The sequence below is a fragment of the Enterobacter sp. 120016 genome (assembly GCF_018383635.1).
Classification (GTDB): Bacteria; Pseudomonadota; Gammaproteobacteria; order Enterobacterales; family Enterobacteriaceae; genus Enterobacter; species Enterobacter asburiae_D.
Genome location: NZ_JAHAWC010000017.1, coordinates 1 through 12,359, shown reverse-complemented (window position 1 = coordinate 12,359; position 12,359 = coordinate 1). Strand labels below are relative to the sequence as shown.

The 12,359-nt window shown below is 57.6% G+C and carries 11 protein-coding genes; 9 read left to right on the top strand and 2 right to left on the bottom strand.

Annotation, left to right across the window (positions count from 1 at the left end):
* Window positions 1-124 precede the first annotated feature (124 nt).
* From KIF87_RS19270 to KIF87_RS19260, 3 genes are read left to right on the top strand one after another with little or no spacing between them, the layout of a single operon-like run.
* Window positions 125-1,180 (top strand): sugar phosphate isomerase/epimerase family protein, encoded by a 1,056-nt coding sequence (locus KIF87_RS19270; protein WP_213330199.1) that lies wholly within the window; start codon window positions 125-127, stop codon window positions 1,178-1,180.
* A gap of 24 nt (window positions 1,181-1,204) precedes the next feature.
* Window positions 1,205-2,101 (top strand): alpha/beta fold hydrolase, encoded by an 897-nt coding sequence (locus tag KIF87_RS19265; protein WP_213330197.1) that lies wholly within the window; start codon window positions 1,205-1,207, stop codon window positions 2,099-2,101.
* Window positions 2,091-2,993: an alpha/beta hydrolase gene (locus KIF87_RS19260; protein WP_213330195.1), complete on the top strand. Its 903-nt coding sequence runs from the start codon at window positions 2,091-2,093 to the stop codon at window positions 2,991-2,993. Before KIF87_RS19265 ends, KIF87_RS19260 begins: the two co-directional genes overlap by 11 nt.
* A gap of 73 nt (window positions 2,994-3,066) precedes the next feature.
* Here the strand turns inward: KIF87_RS19260 and KIF87_RS19255 are convergent, their stop codons facing one another.
* Both KIF87_RS19255 and yghU read right to left on the bottom strand, forming a co-directional pair.
* Window positions 3,067-3,399 (bottom strand): glycine zipper domain-containing protein, encoded by a 333-nt coding sequence (locus KIF87_RS19255; protein WP_213330193.1) that lies wholly within the window; start codon window positions 3,397-3,399, stop codon window positions 3,067-3,069.
* Window positions 3,400-3,559: 160 nt separating this feature from the next.
* Window positions 3,560-4,426 (bottom strand): glutathione-dependent disulfide-bond oxidoreductase, encoded by an 867-nt coding sequence (yghU, locus tag KIF87_RS19250; RefSeq protein ID WP_213330191.1) that lies wholly within the window; start codon window positions 4,424-4,426, stop codon window positions 3,560-3,562.
* Window positions 4,427-4,671: 245 nt separating this feature from the next.
* Here yghU and KIF87_RS19245 point away from each other — a divergent pair, with 245 nt between their 5' ends.
* From KIF87_RS19245 to gss, 6 genes are all read left to right on the top strand, one after another.
* Entirely contained in the window at window positions 4,672-6,261 is a 1,590-nt protein-coding gene (locus tag KIF87_RS19245; protein WP_193940463.1) for an ABC transporter substrate-binding protein, read from the top strand.
* Between the two features lie 45 nt (window positions 6,262-6,306).
* A complete protein-coding gene (locus KIF87_RS19240) occupies window positions 6,307-7,260 on the top strand; it encodes an ABC transporter permease (protein WP_010435561.1) in 954 nt (317 codons plus the stop codon).
* 5 nt (window positions 7,261-7,265) lie between these two features.
* Window positions 7,266-8,111: an ABC transporter permease gene (locus KIF87_RS19235; RefSeq protein ID WP_213330189.1), complete on the top strand. Its 846-nt coding sequence runs from the start codon at window positions 7,266-7,268 to the stop codon at window positions 8,109-8,111.
* Window positions 8,104-9,081: an ABC transporter ATP-binding protein gene (locus KIF87_RS19230; RefSeq protein ID WP_213330187.1), complete on the top strand. Its 978-nt coding sequence runs from the start codon at window positions 8,104-8,106 to the stop codon at window positions 9,079-9,081. Before KIF87_RS19235 ends, KIF87_RS19230 begins: the two co-directional genes overlap by 8 nt.
* The gene (locus KIF87_RS19225; RefSeq protein ID WP_213330185.1) at window positions 9,078-10,055 is read left to right on the top strand and encodes an ABC transporter ATP-binding protein; all 978 of its coding nucleotides are present in this window, start codon (window positions 9,078-9,080) and stop codon (window positions 10,053-10,055) included. The genes KIF87_RS19230 and KIF87_RS19225 overlap by 4 nt, the downstream gene beginning before the upstream one ends.
* Before the next feature lie 275 nt (window positions 10,056-10,330).
* The gene (gene gss / locus KIF87_RS19220) at window positions 10,331-12,196 is read left to right on the top strand and encodes a bifunctional glutathionylspermidine amidase/synthase (protein WP_213330183.1); all 1,866 of its coding nucleotides are present in this window, start codon (window positions 10,331-10,333) and stop codon (window positions 12,194-12,196) included.
* Window positions 12,197-12,359 lie beyond the last annotated feature (163 nt).

The following is a 12,359-nucleotide window of genomic DNA, read 5'->3' as shown; positions in this document are numbered from 1 at the left end:
TCCTGAATTCAGTGAAACAGGATCGCTTAAATCATCTGGATTACCAATGAATTTATAATTTTCGCTTGCGGTTATCCGGCTTTACTCCTATTGTTTGTCAATCGACAAACAATAGGAGTATACGATGAAAACCCTCAAAGGTCCCTCTCTCCATCTGGCTCAGTTCAGCGATGATGCGGCCCCATTCAATAATTTGCCTGCGATCGCCCGGTGGGCGGCGGAAACGGGGTTTAGCGCTCTGCAAATCCCGGTATGGGATCGCCGTCTCTTCGACGTGGCGACGGCGGCAGAAAGCCAGACCTACTGCGACGATCTGACCGGTATGCTGGCGGAGCATGGCCTGGTGGTGAGTGAGCTGACCAGCCACATCTTCGGCCAACTCATGGCGGTACATCCTGCTTACGACAGCTTATGCGACAGCTTTGCGCCGCCGGAAGTCCACGGCAACCCACAGGCCCGCGGCGAATGGGCACAGCAACAGCTGCTGATGGCGGTCAAGGCCTCTGCCAGGCTTGGACTCAGCGATCTGGGTACCTTCTCTGGCTCGCTGGCGTGGCCCTATTTGTTCCCGTTCCCGCAGCGGCCGGAAGGGTTAATTGAAACCGCCTTTGACGAGCTGGCCAGGCGCTGGATGCCGGTGCTCAACGCCTGTGACGAGCAAGGTATTAACCTCTGCTATGAGATCCACCCGAGCGAAGATCTGCATGATGGGGTGACGTTTGAAATGTTTTATCAAAGGGTGAAAGAGCATCCCCGCTGCCGGATACTTTTCGACCCCAGCCACATGGTATTACAGCAGCTTAACTATCTTGATTTTATTGATATTTATAAGGACGTGATCAACATGTTCCACGTCAAAGACGCTGAATTTAATCCGACCGGGCGTCAGGGTATTTATGGTGGCTATCAGTCCTGGGTCGATCGTGCAGGACGTTTTCGCTCATTGGGTGACGGCCAGGTTGATTTCAGGGCTATTTTCTCGAAGCTGACCCAATACGATTACGCTGGCTGGGCAACCCTGGAGTGGGAGTGCTGTCTGAAAAACCCGCAGGATGGCGCCAGAGAAGGGGCAGCGTTCATCCGCGACCACATTATTCACATCACCGATAAAGTCTTCGATGATTTCGCCGGTGCGCCAGTTAACCCTCAGCAAATCAACGCATTACTCGGCATTCGCTAAGCCACGACATCACAGGGAGTCCCCATGGAACAACAATACGGTGAGATCGCGCACGCGGATCTCAGGGCAGAACACGTCTATACGAAAGTGAACGGACAGCGCATCCACTGCGTTGTGGCGGGAAAAGGACAACCGGTATTGCTGATACCGGGCTGGCCGCAGACCTGGTATACCTGGCGCTATGTCCTTCAGGCGCTGGCGGCGGCGGGTTTTCAGGCGATAGCGGTCGACCCTCCGGGCATTGGTGAGTCAGATAAACCGCGCGACGGCTATGACACCGGACGTGTCGGTGCCATGCTGCATACCATGATGGCGCAGTTGGGTCATGCGCGTTATAGCATAGTAGGCCACGATATTGGCATGTGGGTTGGATACGCCATGGCGAGCGATTTTCCTCAGGCAATAGAACGACTTGTGCTGACAGAAGCGGTTATCCCTGGACTGGCCCCACCGCCGCCGATTTTTGTCGCACCGGAAGAGAACATCTTTCTCTGGCACTTCATGTTCAATCAACTGGCGGATCTACCCGAAACCCTGACCAGCGGGCGCGAATCACAGTATCTCAGCTATATTTTCGATCGCTGGTCTCATCGACGTGAACGGGTTGCCGCAGAGGTGTATATCGCCGCCTATTCAACACCCGGCGGGCTGCGTGCGGGCTTCGACTATTATCGCGCTATCCCGGAAACCATCCGGCAGAACCAGAGCCGTGCGCAAACGCCTTTAACCATGCCGGTGTTAACGGTGGGGGCCGAACATGCGACGCGCGATGCGCCGTTGATAACCCTACAGGGCAATGCCCTTGATTTGCGTGGCGAGACGGTGGCGGACTGCGGGCATTTTATTACCGAAGAGTGTCATGAGGCGTTTATTGGGCTAATCGTACCCTTTCTCTCAGAGGACACCGATCGTGCCGCTTGATAAACACATTGCTGACTTTCTGGCTGCGTCATCGGGCGCGCCGCAACCGGCGTCGTTAGCCGACCTGCGTGCCGCCACCGAAGTGGATTTGCTGCGGCTTCAGGGTGAGGAGGAAACAGGTGGCGGCATTCAACATTACGTTGTTATCGCTGATGATGGTTACGCTATCGGTCTTCGCGCGTACACGCCTGCTGCCTCAGACGCTGAAATTTCGCAGCCTGCAATGCTGTTTGCTCACGGCGGCGGATGGTGTCTGGGCTCGCTGTCGCTCTACGATCGACCCTGTCAGGCATTGGCTAATGCCACTGGCCGGAAAATACTCTCCGTTGATTACCGTCTGGCACCGGAGTTCCCCTTCCCAAGGCCGTTAGAAGATGTTTATCAGGCACTGTGCTGGGCCAGTGAACAGGCCGCGCTTTTGGGGATAGATGCGACCCGTCTGGCGGTGGGCGGCGACAGTGCAGGCGGCAATCTTGCTGCCGCGACAGCTCTGCTGGCCCGGGATCGCGGCGGACCTCACATTGAGCATCAGTTGCTGCTCTACCCGGCGTTAAGTCGCGAAATGTCGTCCCAAAGCTATTGTGAATTTGCTGAAGGTTATTATTTAACGCGTGATGCGATGGCGTTTTGCTGGGAAAACTATCTGGGAGAATGTCGTCATCCTTATGCCGAGCCGCTGCATATGGCCTCGCTGAGGGGGTTACCGCCAGCAACCATCCTGAGCTGTGAATATGATCCCCTGCGCGATGAGGCTGAAGAGTATGCGCTGCGGCTTGAGGTGGCGGGGGTGCCAGTACGCTGCGAACGGTTGCCGGGAATGGTACATGCCTGCATTCATATGTCAGGGTTAACGCCAGCCGCGCGTCGGTTGTTCGAACGGGCTTGTATCTAATTCAACAACACAAAAAACCCAGCGCGATCGCTGGGTTTATTATTCATGCCTGTTCACAAGGTGGCACACCACCTTAGTGCGTCGCTTCACCAATCAGCGCACCTGAACCGGCACCAACGGCCGCACCTTTCAGCACGCTCTTGCCGGTAACCGCTGCGGCACCTGCGCCCACGGCAGCACCTACCGCGCCACCTTTACGCGCGGCTTTACCTTTGTCGCCGTTTTTGAACATGGCACCGGTGCCTGCGCCCACGACGGCGCCGCCAACGGTTGATTTCAGATCTTTGCCCGTGGCCGCGCCAATGGCAGCGCCTGCTACCGCGCCAGCGGCGGTTTTGTCGATGGCCATTCCCGAGGTGGAAAAAATGAGGGCGCTGATAACCAGCGTTGTTTTAATAAGTTTCATAACAGATCCTTTGTGACTGCTGTCGGTTGAGACGTCATTTCTCACTTTCTGACGCGAGAAAAACGTCCAGATAGTGCCAGCAATACCGACTCAACCTTTAAGCTAATCATGCCCTGGATAAGGATCTTTGCTGCCGGGCGGCGAACCGCCCGGTCAGTCGTCACGCCTGACGTTTGTCTTCGGTATTCGTCTCGAAGTCGCTCGCCGCGTGGCGTTCGTGAAGCTGCTCGTTCAGCTCGCCGCTGGTGCGGTTAACGATACGTCCGCGCTTAACGGCATGGCGGTTCGCCACGTCTTTCGCCCAGCGCTGCACGTTAGCGTACTTCTCTGCATCCAGGAACTCGGCGGCGTTATACACGCTGCCCAGCGCCACGCAGCCGAACCATGGCCAGATGGCGATATCCGCGATGGTGTACTCTTCACCCGCCACGTAGCGACCGCGCGCCAGCTGTTTATCCAGCACGTCGAACAGGCGTTTGGCTTCCATGGTGAAGCGGTCAATCGCGTACTCAATTTTCACCGGGGCATAGTTGTAGAAGTGGCCAAAACCGCCGCCGAGGAACGGCGCCGCGCCCTGCAGCCAGAACAGCCAGTTCAGCGTCTCGGTGCGTCCCGCCGGATCCTTCGGCAGGAAGTGGCCGAATTTCTCTGCCAGGTAAAGCAGGATATTGCCGGATTCAAATACGCGCGTTGGCGGGTTCGTGGAGTGGTCACGCAGCGCCGGTATTTTCGAGTTCGGGTTCACGTCGACGAACCCGCTGGAGAACTGATCGCCTTCGCCGATGCGAATTAACCAGGCGTCATACTCCGCGCCCGTCACGCCCAGCGCCAGCAGCTCTTCGAGCATGATCGTCACTTTCTGGCCGTTCGGTGTGCCCAGAGAGTAGAGCTGCAGCGGATGGGAGCCGACAGGAAGATCTTTCTCATGCGTTGCGCCGGAAATCGGACGGTTGATGTTGGCGAACGCGCCGCCGCCGTTCTTTTTCCATTCCCACACTTTTGGTGGCTGATACGTGTTGTCTGACATGTTGGCCTGCCTTTTGAGTGATGTGTTGAGGCAGTGTAGCAGGAGATTTGTGAAGCGTTTAACGAACTGAGCGTAATCGATCTGCCGCTATTCCTTCCGGCGCTTATATATATCAAATCCGGCATAAGCTTAATCGAAAATCGCATTTTCATAATTAATGCGTAAACCGATAAAGCTGAATATGATGCTTCAACATAAATAAAAGATGCAGTAATAAACACTTTATAAGGCAAGGAGTTAGTGAGATGCGCAAGCTTCTGTTATCGGCAGTGGTGGTTTCGCTCGCGTTAGGCCTGGCTGGCTGTGATGATGCGAAAAATAAAGAGACAAACAGTGCGGCTGCGGCAAAAAGCGACGCGCCAAAAGAGGGCGGTTCGCTGATTATCGGGATTACCTCCGGCGACCCGTTAGCCGTTAATCCGCTCTATGCCAGTGACCGTACAACGTTAACGATCATGCAGGCGCTCTATGCCCCGCTGTACAGCTTTAATAACGGCAACATTGAGTGGGGCCTGGCGGAAAGCCTGACGCCCTCCGCCGACAACCTGAGCTATACCCTGACGCTAAAACCCAATCTGAAATGGCAGGACGGCCAGCCGCTGACGGCGGACGACGTGGTCTTTACGTTCAATAAGCTGCTGGATGCCAAACAGCACAGCTTCTTCCGCAGCATGTTTACCTACGGCGGCAAGCCTGTTGAGGTGAGCAAGGTGGATGAGCGCACCGTTAAGTTCACCTTACCGCAGGTCAGCGCGGCCTTTACCGGCACTCTGGTGCAGATCTACCCGATCCCGCAGCACGTGTTCGCCGGTGAAGGCGACCTGGAAAAGAGCACCAAAAACGATGCGCCGGTCGGCTCCGGGCCGTTCAAATTTAAAGAGTACCGCGCCGGGCAGTATTACGCCCTGACCCGTTTTGACGATTACTGGAACGGCAAAGCGAAGCTTGATTCGGTCACCTACCGTTTCGCCAAAGACAGCAACGCCGCCAACCTTGCGCTGCAAAACGGTGAAATCAACCTCAAGATGGTTGACCCGCAGGATGTGAACCGTCTGAAAAATACCGGTAAGTTTGACTTCGTGGTCTATCCGGAAGGCCGTCTGGCCTATATGACGTTCAACCAGAACGTGCCGGTGATGAAGAGCAAAGCGCTGCGTCAGGCCATCGCGTATGCCATCAACAAAGACGAGCTAACCCAGACCGCGTTTACCTCGCTGGACTACGCTAAACCGGCGACCTCGTTCCTGACGCCAGATACGCTTTACAAGACTGATGACGTTGAACAATACAAATTCGATCTGCAAAAAGCCAAAGACCTGCTGAAGACGTCCGGCGCGCCGGACAACCTCAAGCTGCGCCTGGCGTATGTGAACACCAACAAAACCCAGGAGAGCATGGCGCTCTACATTCAGCAGGCGCTGAAGGGCATTGGGGTGAACGTGGAGCTGATGCCGCTGGACTCCAACGCCATGTCTCAGCGGAGCCTCGATATGAACAATACCGCGTGGGAGCTGAACCTGGGCGGCTACATCATGGGATCAGAGCCGGACGGTTACAAATCGCTGTTCATGAGCAACGAAGCCTATAACTACGCGCACTACAAAAATCCGCAGTTTGATGCCCTGTGGGATAAAGGCGCGGTGGAAACCGACGCCGCGAAACGTGCCGATATCTACAAGCAAATTCAGCAGACCGTGGCGAACGACATGACCTACTACCCGATTGCCTACACCAACGCGACCGTCGCGGTGGACAAGCGCTTCGGCGGCACCCAGGAGGCAGAGCCGAAACCGGTCTATCTGTTCCAGGATCTGTCAAAAATCTATCAGAAATAAGTGATTGCCCCGGCCGTCAGGCCGGGGCTTTTGTAAGGGCACCTCGTGAACACACTCCTCACGCGTCGGCTGCTGCAACTGCTGCCGATGCTGTTCTTTATTTCACTGGTGGCGTTTTTGCTGGTCAAGCTCGCGCCCGGCGATCCGGTGGCGGCGTACATTACGCCGCGCATGGCCCCGGAAGATATCGAGCGTATTCGCCAGAGCCTGGGGCTGGATAAGCCGCTGGTCACGCAGTACGTCCTGTGGCTGAAAAACGTCCTGCAGGGCGATCTCGGCTATTCGCTGATTTACCACCGCCCGGTGCTGGAGATGATCGGCGAACGCATTCCGGCCACGCTGGGGCTGATGGGGGCGTCGCTGCTGATGGCGATCGTGCTGGCTATCCCGCTGGGTCTGCTGGCGGGGGCATTTAAGCACCGCTGGCTGGATCACCTGCTGAACCTGTTCGCCTATATCGGCATTTCTGTTCCGATATTCTGGTTCGGCATTTTGCTCATCACCGTTTTTGCCGTGCAGCTTAACTGGTTCCCCAGCATGGGGATGCGCACCATCGGCATGGAGGACAACGGGTTGGATCTGCTGCGTCACGGCGTGCTGCCGTGTATTGCCCTCACGTTCTACAACCTCTCCAGCTACGTGCGCTACATCCGCTCCAACACCATCTCGCAGCTCTCGGCCGACTACGTGCAAACCCAGCTTGCCTACGGCGCCACGCGTTCCAGCATTCTGTTCCGCCACGTGCTGAAAAACGTGCTGCTGCCGGTGATTACGCTGTTCGGCCTGTCGTTCGGCGAGCTGATTGTGGGGGCTTATGTAACCGAGAGCGTCTTCTCCTGGCCGGGGATGGGGCTGCTCGGGATCCAGTCGATCGCCTCGCTGGACTACCCGCTGATTATGGCGATCATCATGCTCTCGTCGATGATGCTGATCGTCGGTAACCTGATCGCCGACGTGCTTTATCGCTTCGCCGATCCCCGCATTCGTACGCTGAGGTAACCCGGATGAGCAGACGCTGGCAGCAGGTTCGTCACCAGCTGCGCCGCAACCGTCCGGCGCAGTTCTCCCTGTTTGTGCTTTTTATTTTCGTTGTCGCCGCGCTCTGTGCGGGCTTAAGTCCGTACGATCCAGATCGGATGGCGCTCGGCGCGCGCACGTTGCCGCCGAATGCCGCGCACTGGTTTGGTACCGACGAATACGGCCGCGACTACTTCACCCGCGCGCTGTACGGCGGCCAGATCTCCCTGATGGTCGGGTGTCTCGCCATGCTCTTTTCCACGCTTATCGGCACGGTGGTAGGAACGGTGAGCGGCTATTTTGGCGGCTGGCTGGATAACCTGATGATGCGCGCCGTGGATATCCTGATGGCCATTCCGGCCTTCTTCCTGCTGCTGGTAGTAAATGCTTACCTCAAGCCGGGCGTGGATAACATCATTCTGATTATCAGCCTGCTGACGTGGATGAACATGTCGCGTCTGGTGCGTGCTGAAACCCTGTCGGTGAAAGAGCGCGAGTACGTGCTTTATGCCCGCGCGTCGGGCGAGCATCCGCTGCGCATTATCGTGCGCCACATCATTCCCGGCGTGCTGCCGACCATTATCGTGGCGGCCACGCTCAATATCGCCTCGGCCATTCTGATGGAGTCAACGCTCAGCTTCTTAGGGCTGGGCGTGCAGGCGCCTGCGGCGTCGTGGGGAAGCATGCTTAACAACGCGCAGTCTTATATTGGCGAAGCGTCGTGGCTGGCGATGTTCCCCGGCATTCTGATCCTGCTGACGGTGTTCAGCTTTAACGTGCTGGGCGATGTGTTCCGTACCGCCTTTGAGCCAGGAGCGAATCGCGATGAGTAACTTATTAGCGCTTGAGAACCTGCAAACCACGTTCCGCACCCGCGAGGGCGAGGTTCACGCGGTGCGCGGCGTGAGCTTTCAGGTTCAGCCGGGCGAACTCGTCGGTATCGTCGGCGAGTCGGGCTGCGGGAAAAGCGTCACATGTAAGTCGATTATCCAGCTTCTGGGGAGCAACGGACGGATAACCGGCGGCAGCATCCGCTTCCAGAATGAAGATCTGGCGCAGAAAACGCCCGCGCAGATGCGCGCCATTCGCGGCAACGAGATCGCGATGATTTTTCAGGATCCGATGACCGCCCTGAACCCGGTGTTGACCATCGGCAAGCAGATGTCTGAGATCCTGATGCGCAACAAAGGGCTGGCCAAAAAAGCGGCCAAAGCGGCGGCGATCGCCATGCTGGAACAGGTGGGCATTGCCGAGGCGGAACGCCGGTACGACCAGTATCCCCACGAGTTCAGCGGCGGGATGCGCCAGCGGGTAATGATCGCGATTGCGCTCTCCTGCAACCCGAAGCTTCTTATTGCCGATGAGCCGACCACCGCGCTGGACGTGACCATTCAGGCGCAGATCCTGCGCCTGCTGAAAAGTCTGCAACAGCAGACCCGGACCGCGATTTTGCTGATCACCCACGATCTCGGCGTGGTGGCGCAGGTCTGCAGCCGCGTGGTGGTGATGTACGGCGGGCTGGTGATGGAGGAGGGGAGCGTGGAGGACATTTTTTATCGCCCTGCGCATCCTTACACCCAGGGTCTGCTGGCCTCGCTGCCGCGCCCGGATGAGGTGAATCAGCGTTTATCGCCGATTGAAGGTTCGCCGCCCGGCCTGCTTAACCCGCCGCCGGGCTGTCCGTTCGCGGAACGCTGCCCGAAGCGCATGCCCCAGTGTGAACGGCAGCCCGCATTTTACACCGCCGGAGAGGGCCATCGCGTCGCCTGCTGGCTATGGGCCGATAAGGAGATTCAGGCATGAGTGAACAACAGGCGCCATTAGTGAGCGTCCGCGATCTGCGCAAGCACTATCCGCTTAGCGGCGGTTTGCTGCGTAAAGGCGTGGCCGTGAAGGCGGTTGACGGCGTGAGCTTTGATATCCAGCCCGGCGAAACGTTTGGCCTGGTGGGGGAGTCCGGCTGCGGAAAATCCACTCTCGGGCGCGCTATCCTGCGCCTTTTCGATATCACCTCTGGCGAGATCCACTTTGCCGGGCAGGCGATCGCCCACGCCCGCGAAAGAGAGCTCAAGCCGCTGCGTAAACGGATGCAGGCGATCTTTCAGGATCCTTACTCCTCGCTCAACCCCGGTATGACGGTGCGACAGCTGGTGGCCGAACCGATGCAGATCCACGGCTACAGCCGCGAAGAACAGCGGGAACGTACGGAAACGCTGCTCTACAAAGTGGGGCTGAAGCACGAACACCTTGAACGGTTCCCGCATGAGTTCAGCGGCGGGCAGCGTCAGCGCATCAGTATTGCCCGCGCGTTGTCCGTGCATCCTGAATTTGTGCTGTGCGATGAGCCGCTCTCGGCGCTGGACGTATCGGTGCAGGCCCAGGTGGTGAATATTTTGCAGGATCTGCAGCAGGAGCTGGGGCTAACCTACCTGTTCATCGCCCACGATCTCTCCATGGTGCGCCATATCTCCAGCCGCATTGGGGTGATGTATCTCGGTAAGCTGGTGGAGGTGGCCCCGGCGAATGAACTGTATCAGCGTCCGGCGCACCCTTACACCCGCGCGCTGCTGGCGGCGGTTCCCCAGCCCGATCCGCGCATCCGCAATCTCGAAGACGCCACCCTGCGCGGCGACATTCCAGGCCCCACGTCCGCGCTGCCGGGCTGTAAGTTCTGCAGCCGCTGCCCGCACGCCATGCCGGTTTGCCAGACGCAGGAGCCTGCCATGCGGGAGATTGCGCCAGGGCATTTCGCGGCGTGCTGGCTGTTTAAGGTTTGAGCCTTAAACGTGTCGGGTGGCGCTTCGCTTACCCGACCTACAGGGTTTCTTGTTTTGTAGGCCGGGTAAGGCGAATCCGCCACCCGGCATGACCGGCGGCTCAACGCTAGCCCAACACCCGCTTCGCCCACCGATGTTGTGAATTTTAGTCATTGTTGCGACGAATAATATGCCACGCAGGTGTATGATAAATATCCCTCTGTCAGGTTAATCACAACGTGCAGACGACGACAACTCTTAAAAATATTGCCGCCTGCCTGTTTTAGGTTGGATACATGCGTAAAGGAAAGTTAAGCAGTGATGCGCCATTCGGGACGTTGTTAGGCTATGCGCCCGGTGGCGTGGCGATTTACTCTTCAAATTACGGCAGTCTGGACCCGCGCAGCTACCCGGAAGACGCGGATTTCCGCAGCTATATCGGCAACGAATACATGGGCCACAAGTGGCAGTGCGTTGAGTTTGCCCGCCGTTTCCTGTTTCTCAACTATGGCTTCGTGTTTACCGACGTCGGCATGGCGTGGGAAATCTTCTCCCTGCGCTTTTTGCGTCAGGTGGTGAACGATAACATTCTGCCCCTGCAGGCTTTTGCCAACGGTTCGAAACGCGCGCCGCGCGCCGGGGCGCTGCTGATCTGGCAAAAGGGCGGCGAGTTTCACGAGACCGGCCACGTGGCGGTGATCACCCAGCTTCTCGACGATAAGGTGCGTATTGCGGAGCAGAACGTGATTCACTCCCCGCTGCCGCTCGGGCAGCAGTGGACGCGCGAGCTGCGTCTGAGCGTGGAGAACGGATGTTATACAATCCATGACACCTTCAACGACACGGAGATCCTCGGCTGGATGATCCAGACCGACGACGCGGAACACAGCATTCCCCAGCCGGAAATCGAAGGCGAACTGCTGAAAATCAGCGGCGCGCGGCTGAAAAACAGGCGTCAGTTCGACGGTAAATGGCTTAATGAAAATGACGCGCTGCAGCAGGCGTATATCCGCGCCAACGGCCATGTGATCAACAAAGATCCCTGCCAGTACTTCACCATTACCGAAAGCGCCGAGCAGGAGCTGATCAAGGCCACCAACGAACTGCACCTGATGTACCTGCACGCGACGGACAAGGTGCTGAAAGACGACAGCCTGCTGGCGCTTTTCGACATCCCGAAAATCCTCTGGCCGCGCCTGCGCCTCTCCTGGCAGTGGCGTCGCCACCATATGATCACCGGTCGTATGGATTTCTGCATGGATGAGCGCGGCATTAAGGTCTACGAGTACAACGCCGACTCCGCGTCCTGCCATACCGAGGGCGGGCTGATTCTCGAAGAGTGGGTGAAAAACGGCTATCGCGGTAACGGGCATAACCCGGCGGAAGGGCTGCTGGAAGAGCTGACCGGCGCATGGAAGCACAGCCACGCGCGGCCGTTCGTCCACATCATGCAGGACAACGATGTCGAAGAGGACTATCACGCGCTCTTTATTCAGCGTTCGCTGATGCAGGCCGGTTTCGAAACCAAAATCCTGCACGGGCTGGAGGCGCTCAGCTGGGATGCCGCCGGGCAGCTGATTGACGACGAAGGCCGCCACGTCAACTGCGTGTGGAAAACCTGGGCGTGGGAAACGGCGATAGAGCAGATCCGCGAGGTCAGCGAAACCGAATACGCCGCCGTACCGATCCGCACCGGACATCCCGAGGGCGAGGTGCGACTGATTGACGTCCTGCTGCGCCCGGAGGTGCTGGTCTTCGAACCGCTGTGGACCGTGATCCCCGGCAACAAGGCGATTCTTCCGGTCCTGTGGCAGCTGTTCCCGAATCACCGCTACCTGCTCGACACCGATTTTGAGGTTAACGATCTGCTGAAGCAGACCGGATACGCCGTCAAGCCGATTGCCGGACGCTGCGGCAGCAATATCGATCTCATCAGCGCCCAGGACGAACTGCTGGATAAATCCAGCGGCAAGTTTGTCGACCGTAAAAACATCTACCAGCAGCTGTGGTGCCTGCCGAAGGTCGACGGCAAGTACATACAGGTCTGCACCTTTACCGTGGGCGGGAATTACGGGGGAACCTGTCTGCGCGGCGATGACTCGCTGGTGGTGAAGAAAGAGAGCGATATTGAGCCGCTGATTGTGGTGAAAGACTCGCTATAAAAATCCCCCCGCAGGGTTGAGGGTTCCCTACAAAATAATGCCTGCACAGACGACCCCCTCTCCCTTGAGGGTGTACAGTCCGGGGACATGGTAGACAGGTGTTCGGGGACATGGTGAACACTTTTTAACATCCTTTACCCATGGTGATCGACTTTTTCTTCAG